The sequence below is a fragment of the uncultured Dokdonia sp. genome, assembly GCF_947496725.1.
Lineage (GTDB): Bacteria > Bacteroidota > Bacteroidia > Flavobacteriales > Flavobacteriaceae > Dokdonia.
Map to the genome: position 1 here is coordinate 504,762 of NZ_CANMDS010000001.1, position 17,617 is coordinate 522,378.

Here is a 17,617-nt window from a genome sequence, read left to right on the forward strand (position 1 = left end):
ATACTGGTTATTATTCTAATCTTATATCTGATACAGATGCTCCTGTAGGTATCATAGGGAAAACGTTATCTTCTTTCTCTACCATTACTTCTAAGAAGAAACTGTCCTTTGAGGCAATCATCTTCTCTACAGCTGGCCCTAGTTCTTCTCTAGTACTTACCTTCTGGTTATCTATATCATAAGCTTCTGCTATTTTACAGAAATTAGGATTTTTCATAGTGGTGCTAGCGTATCGCTTATCAAAAAATAGCTGTTGCCACTGGCGCACCATTCCTAAAAATTCGTTGTTAAGCACAACTATCTTAACCGGCACCTCTGCTTGAAAGATGACACCTAGCTCTTGTATAGTCATCTGGTAACCACCGTCACCTATAATGGCCACCACTTCTCGCTCTGGCGCTCCCATTTTTGCCCCTATGGCTGCTGGTAATGCAAATCCCATTGTACCTAGCCCTCCAGAAGTGATATTACTTTTAGACTTTTTAAAGTCTGCATAGCGTATACCTACCATCTGGTGCTGTCCTACGTCTGTTACAATAATAGCTTCACCATTAGTTTGTTTATTGATAAGGTTTACAACCTCACCCATTGTGAGGCCTTCCTTAGTAGGTAAAATGTCATTCTTTATGACCTTCTCATACTCGATAGCATAGAGATCTTTAAATTTTTGGTGCCACGCCTTATGGCTCTTTTGTTCTATATGAGGTAAGATTTTTGCCAGTGTCTCTTTTGAGTTACCTAGTATTGCAATATCTGCCTTTACATTTTTATTTACTTCTGCAGGGTCGATCTCAAAGTGTATGACCTTAGCTTGCTTTGCATAGGTCGCGAGATTACCCGTAACACGGTCATCAAAACGCATCCCAATAGCAATAAGAACATCACAACCATTTGTCAACACATTAGGTGCATAATTACCGTGCATACCTACCATACCTACGTTAAGAGGATGCTCTGTAGGGATTGCAGAGACACCTAAAATGGTCCAAGCAGCTGGTATCCCTGATTTCTCAACAAAGGCTTTAAACTCATTTTCGGCTTCACCTAGTATCACACCTTGCCCCCATACTATCATTGGTTTTTTGGCCTCATTTATAACTTTGGCAGCTTGAGCGATTTCTGTGTCATTTACTGCTGGTGTAGGTGTATAGCTTCGTATGTAGTCACATTTCGCGTAAGCAAAATCAAACTCTGCAAACTGTGCATCTTTTGTAATATCAATAAGTACAGGCCCTGGTCTTCCAGATCTCGCTATATAAAATGCCTTTGCAAGTACCTCTGGTATCTCCTCTACCCTAGTTATTTGATGATTCCACTTTGTGACTGGTGTAGAGATACCTATGATATCTGTCTCTTGAAAAGCATCGCTACCCAATAAGTGAGACCCTACTTGACCTGTGATACAAACCATAGGTGTGCTGTCTATCTGAGCATCTGCAATACCCGTAATTAAGTTAGTCGCTCCAGGACCAGAAGTGGCAATGGCAACTCCTACTTTACCCGTCGCACGGGCAAATCCTTGTGCAGCGTGTGTCGCTCCTTGCTCGTGTCTGGTAAGGACGTGCTTGATTTTATCTTGATGCTTGTGTAGCTCATCATAAAATGGCATTATAGCTCCGCCAGGATACCCATAAATAAGATCTGCTCCCTCTGCTACAAGACAGTGTATCAATGCCTCACTACCGCTCATTGTGGTAGTTGTAGTGTCTGATGTATTTTGTGTCTTCACGTCCATAGGTTGTACGCTTTAAATGTTATTTCTATTCTATCACGCTCGCTAGGCGTCTGTTTATTGTGCTTGTGTTGTGCTAGAACTCGTCTGTCACGCATCCCTCACTCGCAGATGAGACCATACGAGCATATTTATAAAGTGAGCCACGTTTTACTTTAAGCTCTGGAGCTACCCAGTTCTTTTTACGTGCTTCTAGTTCGCTCTCACTTATCTCAACATTAATTGTATTCGTCTCAGCGTTAATCACGATGGTATCTCCATTTTCTATAAGCGCAATACCACCTCCTACTTGTGCTTCTGGCGTGATATGACCTACCACAAAACCGTGTGTCCCTCCAGAAAAACGACCATCTGTAATAAGTGCTACATCTTTACCTAAACCTGCACCCATTATAGCCGCTGTAGGTTTGAGCATTTCTGGCATACCCGGTCCTCCTTGTGGCCCTTCGTAGCGTATAACGACTACATCACCCTTTTTCACCTCTCCAGCACCTATACCCGCGTTTGCAGCATACTCACCGTTATAAACTCTTGCGCTTCCGCAAAAATGTAACCCCTCTTTACCGGTAATTTTTGCCACAGATCCTTCACTTGCAATATTTCCATAAAGAATACGGATGTGTCCCGTCTCTTTAATAGGATTCTCAACCGAATGAATAACATCTTGATGTGCCTGAAGATGGTCTACAACTGCTAGATTCTCTGCAATGGTTTTACCAGTTACAGTCATACAGTCACCGTGCAACATACCCTGCTCTAGCATATACTTTAATACGCCCGGCACTCCTCCTACATTATGTAAATCTTCCATAAGGTATTTTCCTGATGGTTTAAGATCTGCTAGAAAAGGTGTGGTGTCGCTTATTTTTTGGAAATCTTCTAGTGTAAATGAAACTTGTGCAGCCTTTGCTATAGCGAGAAAGTGCAGTACCGCATTAGTAGATCCTCCTAGTACTGTTACAAGTCTCACCGCATTCTCTAGTGACTTGCGAGTAACAATGTCTGAGGGTTTTATGTCTTTTTCTATTAGGTTTCTTAAAGCAGCCCCTACTCTAGCACACTCCGCAGTTTTATTAGGTGACACTGCAGGGTTAGAACTTGTATAAGGCAAGCTCATCCCTAATGCCTCAATCGCGCTTGCCATCGTGTTTGCAGTATACATACCACCACACGCACCAGCACCCGGACAGGCTTTTTTTACCACCGTTTTAAACTCTTGCTCTGTAATACTACCAGCTACTTTTTCTCCCCAAGCTTCAAAAGCAGACACTACATCTAGCTTTTTATCTTCGTGACATCCTGGTGCTATAGTTCCTCCATAGACGAGTATAGATGGTCTATCTAGCCTAAGCTGTGCCATAAGAGCACCCGGCATATTTTTATCACAACCTACCACTGTAACCAGTGCATCATAAGACATAGCTTGTACTACAGTCTCCATTGAGTCTGCAATAATATCTCTACTAGGTAGTGAGTACCGCATACCAGGAGTACCCATTGAGATACCGTCACTTACTCCTATGGTATTATAAATAAGACCTACCAGATCAGAAGTTTGTACTCCCTTTTTAATATCTAGTGCAAGGTTATTTAAGTGCATATTACAAGGATTACCCTCATAACCTGTACTGGCAATACCTACAAGTGGTTTTTTAAAATCTTCATCTGTAAGTCCTATAGCGTGCAACATTGCCTGAGCAGCTGGCTGCGTAGGATCTTGAGTTACCGCTTTACTATATTTATTAAGTTCTTTCAATGGTTTGTGGTTTTGACTGGTTAAAATTATTACTCTCTTGCGGCACCTACAGACTCAGTATAAACTACACCCGACAACCAACGTGCATTTAAAACATCTAAAATACTGTAAATCAGTTTTTTAAATCAATTTAAAATGGAATCCTACCCTAATTCTAGTCTTAGCATTTTTATCATAACACTAATTATCACAGCATAAACTGTGAGATTTTAAATATTTCATAATCTGAGTTATGTGATGTGATCTTATTTATCACGTACCATAAAAATTCCTAAAACTTTGTCAATGAAGAAGAGATGCCGTAAAAACAGCTTATTTTTATAGAAAACACACATATTTTGAAAATTCCATCCATTCTTGAAAATCAGCGTGCCTTTTTTGCGACGGGTCAATCTAAGGATATCGCATATAGGAAAGCTGCCTTAGTACGCTTTCGCGAAAGCATAAAAAATCACGAGCAAGATATCATAGATGCACTGGCAGCCGATTTTAAAAAACCAGCATTTGAAACAGTTGCTACAGAAATAAGTGTTGTCATTAAAGAAATAAATCTCGCCATAAAGGAAATCTGGAAATGGCAGATGCCAAAAAAAGTAAAGGCTTCTTTACTTAATTTTCCCTCTAGTGCCGCCGTACATTATGAGCCCTATGGTACTGCATTAATCATTGCCCCTTGGAACTATCCCTTTCAACTTGCCGTAGGACCTATGATAGGCGCTATTGCTGCAGGAAATACAGTGGTCTTAAAACCTAGCGAACTTACACCTAACACAGCAAATCTCTTAGAAAAAATAATTACCGAAGTGTTTGACCCGGCTTATGTAAACATTGTACAAGGTGATAAAGAGGTAGCCCAAGAACTTCTTAAACAACGCTGGGATTACATATTCTTTACTGGTAGTGTACCCGTAGGAAAAATAATTTACAAAGCAGCCGCAGAACATCTTACACCAGTTACCCTAGAACTAGGTGGTAAAAGTCCTTGTGTGGTAGACGAGACAGCGCGTATACAACAAACAGCAAGACGCATTGTATGGGGTAAATTTGTAAATGCTGGACAAACCTGTATTGCTCCAGATTATATACTGGTGCACTCCTCTGTTAAAGATGCTTTGCTCAAAGCTATAGATATAGAAATTACTAAGGCTTATGGAGCAGATCCAAAGATTTCGAAAGATTTTGCTCGCATAATCAATGATAAAAATTTTGATAGACTCTCTGAGATGCTTGAGAGTGCAACTATTTATAAAGGTGGACAAACAGATAAAAATGACCTATATATTGCTCCTACCGTACTTAATGATGTATCTGTAAAAGATACTGTAATGCAAGATGAAATCTTTGGTCCCATACTGCCAGTGCTTACTTATGATAGAAAGGAAGAAATCTCACTAGTCATCAATGCTATGGAAAAACCACTGAGTGCGTATGTTTTTTCGCGAAAGCGTTCTTTTAAAAATTGGTTCAACACAACTTTTTCTTATGGTGGTGGTGCTATGAACGATACACTTATTCATTTTATAAATGATAAGCTCGCCTTTGGCGGTGTGGGACATTCTGGTATAGGTAGCTATCACGGCGAGAAGAGTTTTTACACTTTTAGTCACGCAAAGTCTGTGGTAAAAAGAGGCACCTGGCTCGATGTACCTGTAAGATATGCTCCTTATAAAGGCAAATTAAGTGTACTCAAAAAATTTATGAAATGGCTATAACACCCTGTTAATCAAATTTTTAAAAAGGGGCATTTACCCCTACATTAAAAACTACACAGCCTTTATCTTTACGTAAGTTTAATTCCCCCCTGTATAAGTAGATTATTATGGGTAGACCATCAAAAACCGAACGTTTAAAGAGTGCACGACCGTTTATTATGCCATCAACATTAACCTTTTGCAAACTAAATTTACAAAAGTTGTATGCACGTAGTAGACGTCTACAACTTACGCACTGGAATGAAGACCAAGATTATGCAGATTATATTAATAATCTATGGCTTACAATGCTTAAACACGATGCACTAAAAGAGGAAGCTATAAAACTAGAAGAGATGCTAGGTACGGGTGATGCAGTACAAATATTAAGTGATATCGTTATGGAACATCGTCAATCAAGTAACGGACAATAAAATACCATCTCCTTGCTGCATTTGCGCAAGGATATTAATACTAGATTGTGCTATCTGAAGGATACGAGGATATCCCCCCGTAGTCTGGCAGTCGCGCATAAGTATAATTATTTTACCTGAAGGTGTAAGCTGCACGGTACCAGGAATAACTGGGCTAGTGGCTATACTTTTAAGTTTATTATCAAATGGCTCTTGGAGCTGTACCGCCATTCTATTCCATAGTTTTGAAATAGTAAAAGGCACTGCCAGAAGTTGTTGTTCACTATGAGTCAGCAACCTATACTCTGGCCCCCTAAAAGCTTGAATAGTGTGAACCCTACCCGCACTCAAGTATGCTGATTTATATTTTATATGAGCCCCTTTACGATCACCGTAGGTAGAAATACCGAGTGATAATGTTGCCCCATTTCTAATTTGATTATCAGGAGTTATAGGTGTATACCAACTCTTACTGTTTAAAACTGTTGCAGTTTCTAGACCACCGCCAAAGGCTATATAACATCTAGTTCCCCGGCTAATTTTTGAGGTGTAGAGAATCTGCGAGGCTTTTGCAAGAGTTGGTACACCTATTTTTACTGGTGTCCCGTCTAGAGTAACATCCATATGTGCTCCTGTTATCACAACATAGGTAGGGTGATTAAATCTAATCTTAGGCCCTACTAGTGTACATTCTAGTATTGCTGCATTAGGGTGATTATTGAGAAGTCTATTTGCTTGAGTATATGCGAGTCTATCCATCGCACCGCTTTCTGGTACACCTATAGCTGCATATCCATAACGACCACCATCTTGCACCGTTGTAAAAAAACCTTTATCTAATATTTGAATACTCTTACTCATCCTTATCACTTAACAAGTTATACGCCTCTAGAGTAATAGAAGTAAATTGGATTTTATCTCCAGCTTTTATAAGCGCAGGTGATGTTTTACTTATATCAAATAGGTGTAGAGGAGTTTTACCTATGACGTGCCAGCCACCTGGGCTTTGTTGTGGGTAAATACCCGTTTGAGTACCCCCTATAGCTACGCTTCCAGATGCTACGTGTTGTGAAGGAGTTTCCTTTCTATTTAAAAACAACCTGCTATTTAAACCTTCTAAATAAGGGAAGCCTGGCAAAAAACCGATAAAATGTACTGGATAGACTGGCGCAGTATGTAGGTTTATAATACTCTTTATATCAAGCCCCACCTTACTAGCATAGTCCTCAAGATCTGGAGCAATTTCTGGATGATAGCAAACTGGAATTTTATGAATTATCTCGTTAGCTTCTATTGATTCTTTAGAGGAGTTAAGAATTTTATGAATGCGAGTCTCAATACCTTCATAATTAAAATGTACTGGATTTATAGACTTTACAAGTATCTCGTTATAGGTGGTCACCACCTCAACGTTAGTGAGCACCTGTAATTGCGCTTTCTTAGCTAGTAGCCATTCTAATAACTCGTGAGACGCTTTACTGTCTACCTGTATGAGTATCGCAAATTCTCCTAGCCGTGTTATAGCATATTGATAGGTATTCATTATATGATTTGTATTCCTTGTTTGGTCAACTCAGTATGTAAATTGCGTACTATTTCCAAAGCATTTTCTGTATCCCCGTGCACACATATCGTGTCTATTTTAAAAGAGAGATTTTTACCATCTCGAGTGGTGAGTATTTCATCCTTGACCATAGACAAGACGTGCGCAAGAACTTGCTTAGTATCGTGCAGTACACTCCCGTACTCGCTGCGTGAGACTAAGCTATAATCTGAATTATATGCTCTATCTGCAAACCCTTCTACAATGGTTTTTAAACGGAGCCTTGCAAGTCTAGCAATAAGAGAACCGTATGGTACGTAAAGTGCAAGGTTTTTATCTATACTGTGCACGGTCTCAATAACTATCATCGCTGTCTCCTCGTCTCTAGCTGCTTTGTTATATAATGCACCGTGAGGCTTAATGTGGTGTAATGGTAAGCCACTTTCTTCGGCGAGGTTTTTAAGTGTTGTTATTTGATTTCTTAAGGACTCTTGGAGTGTTTTTTTAGAAATATCCATAGGTAATCTCCCAAAATTCTCTTTATCAGGATAGCTAGGGTGAGCACCTATTTTTACGTTATACGCTTTCGCGAAAGCGAGAACCTCACGCATCGTTTTTTCATCACCCGCGTGACCACCGCAGGCTATGTTACAAGAACTTATAAGAGGCATTAATAAAGCTTCATTACCAATACCTTCTCCCACATCACTATTAATATCTATGGAAATCATAATACCCCAAAGACTTTAAGAATCGTACGAGCGCCAAGAATAAATACCACACACCAAATTACAATCGAAATGATGTTTTGTACTGTTGTATTGGTATGACTTCCTAATACCGCTCTCTTATTAATTACCCAAATTAAATATCCAGCTATAATAGGTAACAAGACTCCATTTGCCACTTGAGCAAACTGTATAATCTCTACTGGACTATAGCCTACAGAAGAAAACACAATACCTAATATGAGTATGGTTAACCATACTAATCTAAACTTAGTTGCTTTTAAGTTTGATTTCCACCCCAAGCAACCTTGAACTACATATGCGGCTGCCAGTGGTGCTGTTATTGCAGATGTTAGACCAGCAGCTCCTAGCCCTAGACCAATAAAATATCTAGCATAATCTCCAAAAAGTGGCTCTAAACTTCTAGCTAAATCTGCAGCATTTTTTACTTCACCACTTTGTATAGCTGCAGCACAAACTATAATAGCCATACTCACTAAACCTCCTAAAATTACTGCAACAACAGTATCTCTGCGTGCGGCAGGTATATCTTCTTTACCACTCCACTTTTCTGATACTAAAGATGCGTGTAAAAATAAATTATAAGGTACTACAGTGGTACCTATAAGTGCTACAATAGTAAGTAAACTATCATCTGGAAAAGATGGTACAAAACTTCCCTTTATAAGCGCTAGTATATCTGGCTTGGTCATTACAGCTGTGATTAAAAAAGCTAGACTCATAATAATCACAAGCGCTACAAGTATTTTCTCAAGAACCTTATAATTACCTATAAATAAAATAATTGCAGCTAGAGCCCCCAGAGATATGCTCCACGCGTTAAGTGTGAGACCACCTATTTTAAAAAGCCCAGAAAGACCTAGAGCTTCTATACCTAAAACTCCACCACTTAGGTTACCAGCTTCATAAGCAGCATTACCTAATGCTATGGCAGATAACATTAAACCTATTGCAAAGATTCTAAAAAACTTATTTGATATAGTCTCTCGTATAACTCCAGCAAGACCCTTACCAGTTACAAGACCTATACGTGCTGCCATTTCTTGTAGCACAATGGTCGCTATAATAGAGAGCACCATTGCCCATAATAGTGTAAAACCATAAGTGGCACCCGTAATTGTACAAACGGTTACTGTACCAGGGCCTATAAAAGCGGCAGCAACTAAAACTCCCGGCCCAGAGATTGTTCTTTTTTTGTAGTTCATTAAAAGCAGAATATCAAATTAACTAGAATACTGCGTTAAGATAATGAACTATGGTAGTTTATTTTTGAAATGAACACTAAATATCGCCCCTTCATCCTTTTTACTATCTACAGAAATCTGGTCACCCATATCTTCTATTTGATTCTTTGTCATAAAAAGTCCTAAGCCTTGAGCGTCCTCATTGTGATGAAACGTCTTGTACATCCCAAAGAGTTTATCTCCATACTTATCTAGGTCTATACCCACACCATTATCCATAACTGATAATGTCATATCACTAGCCGATGTGATTTCTGCATTTATAAATATTTTAGATAGACGTGTTGAGTCACTATATTTTATGGCATTAGAAATTAAATTAAATAAGATGCTTTCAAGATAGGCGGCATTATAGTTAATCTGTATGTCTTTAGGGATATTGTTAAGAACAATTACATCCTTTTCTTTAATCTGTGTTTCTAAATTACTCAGCGCATTTTCTACATAATCGTGCAAGAAGATAAGTTTTGGTGTTTCTGCAAGATTTTTATTAGAAGTCGCTATTTCATTAAGATTACTAATGGTAGTACTCAATCCAGCCGATACATTATTGAGATAGTTAGACAGCTCATTTTTTTCTTCTTGAGACTCTGCCATATCAATAAGCTGTAAGATATTTTTTAGATTTCCGGCGTGTGTGATAAGATTATGAGAAACTATAAGAGCAAAGTTTTTAAGCCTACTATTATGATTTTCTATAAGTTTATTTTTTTCTAAAATGAGTTGTTCTCGGTTTTTTGACTCTGTGATATCTGTATGAGTACCTATAACTCGTAATGGGTTACCTGCCGCATCCCACTTAACTACCTTACCTCTATCTTGTATCCACTTATAACTACCACTGGCTGTAAAAATTCTATGTTCATTAAAGTAATATGGTATCTCTCCGCTAAAATGATCTTCTATATCCTTAAAGTAATCATCTTTATCATCAGGGTGAACTTGATTAGTCCAAGTATCTTCGTGTGGATCTATATCACCACGTTCCTTCTCTAGTAGACTTAATGACTTATCTGAGTAAAAAACGGTTCCATTCTCAATATCCCAATCCCATAAACCTAAGTCTGACCCTTTAATAGCAAACTCATAACGCTCTTTCATTATAGCATACTCCTCCTCTGTAGCCTTTACATCTGTAATGTCAGAAACGTGACCTATCCAGTTTGTGCTAAACTCAGAAGAGCGCTCAGGTGTTGCAAGTATTTTTATCCAACCACTTCTACCTGACTCTAGTGTATATCTACACTCTAGCTTGAGTGGCGTTAAGTCTTCAAAAGATTTTTTACCCTTTGTGACTAACAGCTTTTGATCTTCTGGATGAATACTCACATAAGCAGATCTGCCATCTTTCAAAAGATCAGAAACGTTTAAGTCATAAAGCTCCATAGCGTTATGACTTACATAAGGAAAATTAAATTCCTTAGTATTATGATTAAATTTTAAATCAAAAAAGAATCCTTCTAGATGATTCAAATATTTTTCTAAACTTTGCTGAGACTTTTGAGGACGCTCATCAAGGTTTTTAGGGTTTACTCTTTGGAACATAGGATTGTGCTTTAGATCAAAGTACAGCTTATACCAACAGGGCATAATCTATATAAGTTGAAAATCATACAAATAGCTTAAAACATCGACAAAAGTACCGATTTTATCGATAAAACGCAATATTTCAACTTTTTATTGTATGTTAAAACTACCCCAACCAGCCATCTCTATCTAAACTTCTATACTGTATTGCTTCAGATATATGTGTGCCAGTTACGACTTTTGAAGCTTCGAGATCTGCAATAGTTCTTGCAACTTTTAAAATACGATCATATGCTCGTGCAGAAAGATTTAATCGTTCCATAGCCATTTTAAGTAAATCTTTAGATGCGTCATCTAGCGCACAATATTTACGTATTTGCTTCACATTCATCTGCGCGTTGTAGTTTGTTTTCTCGCTTTCGCGAAAGCGGTCTACCTGCAACTCTCTCGCAGCTGTCACACGTTTACGTATATCTGCACTAGACTCTGCCTTAGTCTCATCACTCAGTTTTTCAAAAGGAACTGGTGTCACTTCAATATGAATGTCAATACGGTCTAATAATGGTCCAGATATTTTACTCAAATATCGCTGCATCTCTGCAGGGCTACTTGTTACAGGTGCATCTGGATCATTAAAATAACCTCCTGGACTAGGATTCATACTTGCCACAAGCATAAAACTAGATGGATAAGTAACTGTAAATCGTGCTCTAGAAATAGTTACCTCTCGATCTTCTAGCGGTTGTCTCATTACTTCAAGAACAGACCTTTTAAACTCTGGTAATTCATCCAAAAATAAAACACCATTATGAGAAAGCGATATCTCACCAGGCTGTGGGTAAGCCCCACCTCCCACTAACGCAACATCTCTGAAACGGTTATTATGTGTGGGTTTTAAGTGGTTCAAATACAGGTTTTTGTGTTTTCAGTTTTAATTTTTTATGAAAAAACCACCCTTACAGACTGATTTTTATAGTTAAATCACTATTCATTAAACCTTTTGTAGACCTTCTTTATCATATAGTTTCTCACGATAGCTCCGAAGTCCTTATCATCCATCATCTTTGAGAATATATCTTGATTCTGTTCCATACGACCTATCAGCTTATCCATAAAAGCATCCTCAAAACCAAACTTAAAGTTATCAAGCGTATTGCTCTGCGCCTGTTCCATTAACTTGCCATCAGATACTAACTCTTCCTCTATCTGGTCAAAGAATAGTTTATCAGCTTCTGTAAATTCTGTTCCGAATCTCTTGTTGAGTACATTAACAATTTCTGATAGTGCTTCCTTTTCTTCTTTGGTAACACGTATGCCTGATTCTGTTGTTCCATCGAGACCATATTCTCCCTCAGATTCCATTACGATATTTTGTTCTGTAATCTTTTGTAGTCTGTAGTATTCTAGAGAGACTTCATCTCCTAATTGGAATCGGTCAGCTTGATTTTTACGAGGAAGTTTTTTCAGTAAGAAACGTCCATAAGTAAATAGCTTTTCTAAATCAACATCTGAAAATGGCATTATTTGCGAGAGGAAAGAATAACCTCTAGTGAATGATTGCAATGTGTTTTTGAAGTCATCTTGTATTATCGCTTCACCAAATTGAGCTTCTTTACTGCTTTCCTCTGGTAGTTGTTTAAAACGCTCTACGGCAGGGTCAATAAAAGCATTTAGCTTCCCTTGGTCTTTAACGTTTAATTTTCTGGCTGATTTAAAGTAAATATTACAGAAATTATCTACTTCTGTTTGCCATATAACTTGAACTTTTTCAAGTTCACTTTTTAAATCGTACAAGTGATTTGGGTCAGTAGCAGTCTCAACAGTAGTTAATTCATAGTATGGCTTAAATGATTCTAAGATATCCTCAGTGTCATTTGCGAAATCAAGAATAAAAGTGTCATCTTTTCCTGCATTCATTCTATTCAATCGAGATAGTGTCTGTACACATTTTACACCAGACAACTTCTTATCTACGTACATAGTATGAAGTAATGGCTGGTCAAATCCTGTCTGGTACTTGTCTGCAACAAGCAAGAGTTGGTATTCACTAGATGCAAATTTTTTCGGCAGTTCTTTTTCTTTAAATCCATTAAGCTCCACCTCAGTTACGCCTTCTGGGTAAGTGTCATACATTACTTTTCCCGAGAATGCAACTACAGTTTTAATATCATTATATCCTTTTGCTTCAATGTATTTATCAAACTCTTCCTTATACCTCGCAGCGTGCAGTCGTGAGCCTGTTACAAGCATTGCTTTTGCTTTTCCACCAATCTTTTTGGCTACAATCTGTCTGAAATGTTCGATAATAACCTCTGTCTTTTGAGCTAGATTATGTGGATGTAGCGATAAGAAACGACCTATCGCTCTAGAAGCTTGCTTTTTATTGACTTTTGGGTCGTCTTCAATTTCTTTTGAAAGTCTGTAGTACGTTTTATAGGTTGTGTAATTTTTCAGAACATCTAATATGAAGCCTTCTTCAATAGCTTGTTTCATACTGTATAAATGAAATGGTCTTGGCTTGCCGTCGTTGTGAGCTGTTCCGAAAACTTCAACTGTTTTAGCCTTTGGAGTTGCAGTAAAGGCGAAGAAACTTAGGTTCTCTTGTTTACCTCTTGCCTCCATTGACTTTCTAATTTCATCCTCAGCATCTTCATCAAGCCCAGAGTATATGTCTTCTTTTATTGCATCTTCTAAAGATTTAGCAGACAAAACCTCTTTCATTTTCTTGGTTGCTTCTCCTCCTTGTGACGAATGCGCTTCATCAATAACTACTGCATATTTTCTGTTGGGTATTTCTCCTATTTTACTCAGGATAAAAGGAAATTTTTGAAGTGTAGTAATAATGATATTTGAACCTGCGGTTAGTGAGTCTGCGAGTTGCTGAGAATCTTTATCAATCTTCTGAACTACACCTTGTTTGTGTTCAAATTGATAAATTGTATTTTGTAATTGACTATCCAAAACACGTCTATCCGTAATTACAATTACAGAGTCAAAAACTCTCTCGTTTGTTTCATTATGAAGACTTGATAAGCGATAAGAAAGCCACGCAATAGAATTAGATTTACCTGAGCCTGCTGAGTGTTGTACTAAGTAATTTGTTCCTGCTCCTTTTGCTTTAGCGGAAGCGGTCAATTGACGAACCACATCCAGTTGGTGAAATCGAGGGAATATCATTGTCTCCTTTCGCTTACTTACACCGTTAAGTTCATATTCTTCAACTTTCAAGTGAAGGAATTTACCAATGATATCAAGAAAACTGTCCTTAGTCCATACACCAGCTCTTCCATCTGGAAGACTACCCCACAAGTATGAAGTTCTATAACCTTCGTTGTTTAATGGGTTTCCTGCTCCATTCTTATGTCCTAGATTAAATGGCAGATACCTTGTGCTTTTCCCTGATAATCTGGTTGTCATAAAGCACTCATCTGTATCTACGGCAAAATGTACTAATGCTCGTTTCTTGAAAGTAAATATCGGTTCACTAGGTTCACGGTCATAAACGTATTGCTTCTTTGCATTATTTACATTCTGTCCCGAGAATTGATTTTTTAATTCTATAGTAGCAATAGGTAGCCCATTTAGACTTAAAACCATATCAAGTGAATTGTTCCCTTGTCGCTCGTAATAAAGCTGTCTAGTAATGCTTAGATGGTTTTTGTTATACAGTGCTTCACTTTCAGGATTTAAGCTCGTCTCAGGCTTAAAATAGCCCATTTTAAACTTCACTCCGTAATCTGTGAAACCATTTCGACATATATCCAGAGTACCTCTCAAATCCAACTCACGAATAAGGCGCTGAACAACTTTAGTCTCAACGTCATCCTTATGTATGTTTGAAAGCCTATCCCATTGTTCAGGTTGAGTGACTTTTAAAAAATCTATTATGTAGGAAGGAAACAAACCGAGCTGAGCATCGAAATCTTTTGAATCTCCTTTGACGTAACCACCGTCTGAAAGTAAAGAAGCCTCTATAGCTTCTTCAAACGTTAACTCTGTATGTATTCCTTTTGCCATTTAATTTATGTAATTAATATCTTTATTGCATATTTTGTCTAACTCCTCAAACAGAGTAATAAACCCACTATACAAATCAGGATTTACTTCATTTAGTATAAGTTTATTAAATTTTGTTTTGCCACCTGTCACCTCGTATACACCATCTATTCCTGTTTCGGCTATCATACTTTGCTCTTGAAGAAATGCTTTAGGGAAATAGTGTTCAATTTCAAAAAATTTAAAAGCTTGTTTATCTTGATTAAATGAAATTAAGTCCTCTGGTATAGGTAATAGAATCGCATATATATTCAGGATTTTATGTTTTTTAATAATGCCGTTGATTGACTCAAAATCTTCACCTAAACTTCCATTATACTCTTGAAACCCTTTTGCATCGTTATCAAAAACCCCTATAACTGTTTTGCTTTTATCAGCATCGGTTTGAATTTTCTTGGATAGACTTTCTAAGTGTTTCGCAAGCTGCTGAGCACCGCCAGCTTTAGCAGAAATTATGTCCTCAACAGCTGTTATATTCCAATATGGTTCTTCATTCATTGTGCATACTCGAAAAGCGTGACTAATAATTGATGCATCTGTTTTTCCCTCAGTAAAAATCTCTACATTTTTAATTGGCTGTAACCTTTCAAAAGTAGTGTGCCTAAGGTCTGATGTTTTATTATCTAATAAAAAACGTATTCCATTTATGTGTTTATTCTTTCTAGATTCAAGTTTATAATCTTTTCTTATTTGGGATTGATTACTATATTCTAAAAGCTCGATAGCTTCATTGAATAGAAAAACGAAAAGAGGTATAGAAAGAATTTTGTCTTCTTCAAATAGTAAATTAAGTTTTGTGTTGTCGGCAACTCGCCCTGTATTTAATGTTGAAGCAATACAGAAAAGTTTATAGTACTCTGTGATTAAATCACTTTCAAACACAGTATCAGCGAGAGCTTTCGCATTTTGGTGTAGCTCTTCAAAAGCAAGAATTAGTGGGTCTCTCAATGTTATAGAGTTATAATGCAAAAAGAACCATCCAAGATTAGATAGTGCTATGTCCGTGTCCTTGATGCCATTAAAAAACGGAAAACCTTGCTCAGCCATTTGCTTAACCCCTGTATCAGCTTTCATCAATAAATCAAGTGCTCTTAAAACAGCATTTTTTCTATCTTTTGAGTCGGTCATCCATAGAGATTGCAAAACGTAACCTAAACCTGATATAGACAGTAACTGGTCAGGCAGTCTTCTATATTCATCAACTCTATCAACCAATTTGTCTAAAAACTTAGACATTTTTTTTGTTCGACCTGTATAGAATATTGCTGTGTTCTGCCAATTGTACTCCGTAAATTTTTTAATAATTTCATCTTCTAACTCTACTCTGTTCTCACTATTAAAAATCTCACGTGAAGCATAATACTCTAAGAAGTGGTCGTGCTGATATGTTACATATTCTTGTTCATCTATACTTAAGATACCAGTTCCATCAGTCATACCTTTAATCAACTCTGGAATAACTCCTTCTTCAATTGTTTTAGATTGCCCCTCAAAATAGTCTACAAGATATTTAATGAAATCATCTTTCTTCTTGCGTGTTCTATTAGGTGTTTGAATAATCTCTAGGGCATACATTTCAAGTATAGCTTCCTTTAGATTAATTTTTAAAAAATCAAGATTTGAGTTAACGCTAAGCCTGCCTAATAGGAACGTGTTGAAATTATCATAGACATCAGTTATCGTCGCAGGTACTTCATAGCCATTTTCCTCATACAGAATTGAAAGTAAAGACAAAGTTAAAGGTGTAGCAGGTATCTTATCAAGAATTTTATTTTCAAGGAGGCTATCCCACAGCTCGTCTGACTTCTTTAAGTCTTGCTTAAAAAATGTTGTCAAATACTGTTTAACCTGTCTTAAATCAAAGTTTGAAATGAAAGTAAGTAAATGCGGAAGCACTTCACATTCCTTGGAGAGAGATTCGTAATTTCTAGTCGCTAAAATGAAATTTGTACCTTGATTATCAGTCAAAGTGGTCAACTCCTTAAAAATGCTATTTTGCTTTTCTATCTCAAACTCGTCTATAGAATCTAATAAAATCAGCACTCTGTAATCGTCAAAGACCTTATTATAATTCTCTTCTCCTACAAAGTCAGTAATTTCCTTTGTTATGGCAGTTTGAATACTGTAATTAGAAGTAACAATTAGGTTGGTTTTTAATCTAATAGGTAAAACTTTCTCTGTTACCGTATCATTTAGTTTTACAGCGAGTCTCCCTATTTCTTTTAACAGAGTTGTTTTACCTGTTCCTGCATCACCTGTGATAATATAGTTGCCTTTTGTGAGGTAACTTTCCAACTTGAATTTAACTCTAATCTGCCTTTGAGTTTCTGCACTTTCTTTTAAATAAAATATTTTCGGCTCAATGAAGAAATTAAGAAGCTTCCCAAATTTGTCATCTAATTTAAGTACTTGATTTAATTCAGAATTACCTTGTGTAGAGGCTATAAATGCGTCTTCAAATGCTTTTAAAAAAACATCATTATGACCCCAGTATTCTGGCAGGTGCACATCTATTGATTTTGAAATATCCACGGCATTCCAAAAAGCAATCTTGTCAGTGTTTATATTTTTTTTAATCCAATTCTGAAAATACGAGGATATACTTTTTCGATGACTAGAGATAAGGATTACATTGTCGTCATCTTGATAAGTTTGTTGAATAGTTTCTAAAACAAAAGGTGTCTTCCCATTTAGTTCACTTAGAAAACAGTAGACCTTAAATGGTCTATCGTCAACTATACTTTTTTCAATTGCAGAGATGGTATATTGGTCAATAATCTTAACCTCAGTAAAGCCTATTTTTTCTAAAAGTTTTGCTGTTAGTGTTATTAAACTTTCAGTGTTTTCTATATGCTCTAATCTATATTTATCTCCCATCTTAATTCTTGTAATAATTCTCTAATTTA

Annotated in this window: 11 protein-coding genes and 1 pseudogene; 2 read left to right on the plus strand and 10 right to left on the minus strand. The window is 37.1% G+C overall.

Going from position 1 to position 17,617, the window contains the following annotated elements; all coding sequences use genetic code 11:
- Positions 1–10 precede the first annotated feature (10 nt).
- Complete coding sequence (gene ilvB, locus Q0948_RS02255; protein ID WP_298347943.1) at positions 11–1,735, minus strand: biosynthetic-type acetolactate synthase large subunit; 1,725 nt, start codon at positions 1,733–1,735, stop codon at positions 11–13.
- Positions 1,736–1,808: 73 nt separating this feature from the next.
- Complete coding sequence (gene ilvD / locus Q0948_RS02260) at positions 1,809–3,488, minus strand: dihydroxy-acid dehydratase (RefSeq protein WP_298347942.1); 1,680 nt, start codon at positions 3,486–3,488, stop codon at positions 1,809–1,811.
- A 338-nt stretch (positions 3,489–3,826) separates the two neighbouring features.
- Here ilvD and Q0948_RS02265 point away from each other — a divergent pair, with 338 nt between their 5' ends.
- The gene (locus Q0948_RS02265) at positions 3,827–5,200 is read left to right on the plus strand and encodes an aldehyde dehydrogenase (protein WP_298347941.1); all 1,374 of its coding nucleotides are present in this window, start codon (positions 3,827–3,829) and stop codon (positions 5,198–5,200) included.
- Between the two features lie 158 nt (positions 5,201–5,358).
- Positions 5,359–5,613, plus strand: a complete 255-nt coding sequence (locus tag Q0948_RS02270; RefSeq protein ID WP_298347940.1) for a hypothetical protein — start codon at positions 5,359–5,361, stop codon at positions 5,611–5,613.
- On the opposite strand, the gene Q0948_RS02275 is transcribed toward Q0948_RS02270, so the two are convergent.
- The 8 genes and pseudogenes from Q0948_RS02275 to Q0948_RS02310 form a co-directional block, all read right to left on the minus strand.
- Positions 5,596–6,453: a biotin-dependent carboxyltransferase family protein gene (locus tag Q0948_RS02275; protein ID WP_298347939.1), complete on the minus strand. Its 858-nt coding sequence runs from the start codon at positions 6,451–6,453 to the stop codon at positions 5,596–5,598. The genes Q0948_RS02270 and Q0948_RS02275 overlap by 18 nt on opposite strands.
- Positions 6,446–7,135 carry a 5-oxoprolinase subunit PxpB gene (gene pxpB, locus Q0948_RS02280; RefSeq protein WP_298347938.1) on the minus strand — a complete coding sequence of 230 codons (690 nt, stop codon included), beginning with the start codon at positions 7,133–7,135 and terminating at the stop codon, positions 6,446–6,448. Before pxpB ends, Q0948_RS02275 begins: the two co-directional genes overlap by 8 nt.
- Entirely contained in the window at positions 7,135–7,866 is a 732-nt protein-coding gene (pxpA, locus tag Q0948_RS02285; RefSeq protein ID WP_298347937.1) for a 5-oxoprolinase subunit PxpA, read from the minus strand. Before pxpA ends, pxpB begins: the two co-directional genes overlap by 1 nt.
- A complete protein-coding gene (locus Q0948_RS02290; protein ID WP_298347936.1) occupies positions 7,863–9,089 on the minus strand; it encodes an Nramp family divalent metal transporter in 1,227 nt (408 codons plus the stop codon). Before Q0948_RS02290 ends, pxpA begins: the two co-directional genes overlap by 4 nt.
- 48 nt (positions 9,090–9,137) lie before the next feature.
- Positions 9,138–10,673 carry a PAS domain-containing sensor histidine kinase gene (locus Q0948_RS02295; protein ID WP_298347935.1) on the minus strand — a complete coding sequence of 512 codons (1,536 nt, stop codon included), beginning with the start codon at positions 10,671–10,673 and terminating at the stop codon, positions 9,138–9,140.
- 148 nt (positions 10,674–10,821) lie between these two features.
- Positions 10,822–11,523: pseudogene (locus Q0948_RS02300) on the minus strand (ATP-binding protein); the annotation flags it as partial.
- 116 nt (positions 11,524–11,639) lie between these two features.
- On the minus strand, positions 11,640–14,672 hold the full coding sequence (locus Q0948_RS02305; RefSeq protein WP_298347934.1) for a DEAD/DEAH box helicase family protein: 3,033 nt from the start codon (positions 14,670–14,672) through the stop codon (positions 11,640–11,642).
- Positions 14,673–17,588 (minus strand): NACHT domain-containing protein, encoded by a 2,916-nt coding sequence (locus tag Q0948_RS02310; protein WP_298347933.1) that lies wholly within the window; start codon positions 17,586–17,588, stop codon positions 14,673–14,675.
- Positions 17,589–17,617: the final 29 nt, after the last annotated feature.

Excerpts from the sequence above, each read along its gene's own strand:
- Q0948_RS02270 (WP_298347940.1), top strand. The coding sequence starts at position 5,359 with ATGCCATCAACATTAACCTTTTGCAAACTAAATTTACAAAAGTTGTAT.
- ilvB (WP_298347943.1), bottom strand. The coding sequence starts at position 1,735 with ATGGACGTGAAGACACAAAATACATCAGACACTACAACTACCACAATG.
- Q0948_RS02290 (WP_298347936.1), bottom strand. The coding sequence starts at position 9,089 with ATGAACTACAAAAAAAGAACAATCTCTGGGCCGGGAGTTTTAGTTGCT.
- Q0948_RS02310 (WP_298347933.1), bottom strand. The coding sequence starts at position 17,588 with ATGGGAGATAAATATAGATTAGAGCATATAGAAAACACTGAAAGTTTA.
- pxpA (WP_298347937.1), bottom strand. The coding sequence starts at position 7,866 with ATGATTTCCATAGATATTAATAGTGATGTGGGAGAAGGTATTGGTAAT.
- Q0948_RS02275 (WP_298347939.1), bottom strand. The coding sequence starts at position 6,453 with ATGAGTAAGAGTATTCAAATATTAGATAAAGGTTTTTTTACAACGGTG.
- Q0948_RS02305 (WP_298347934.1), bottom strand. The coding sequence starts at position 14,672 with ATGGCAAAAGGAATACATACAGAGTTAACGTTTGAAGAAGCTATAGAG.
- Q0948_RS02295 (WP_298347935.1), bottom strand. The coding sequence starts at position 10,673 with ATGTTCCAAAGAGTAAACCCTAAAAACCTTGATGAGCGTCCTCAAAAG.
- pxpB (WP_298347938.1), bottom strand. The coding sequence starts at position 7,135 with ATGAATACCTATCAATATGCTATAACACGGCTAGGAGAATTTGCGATA.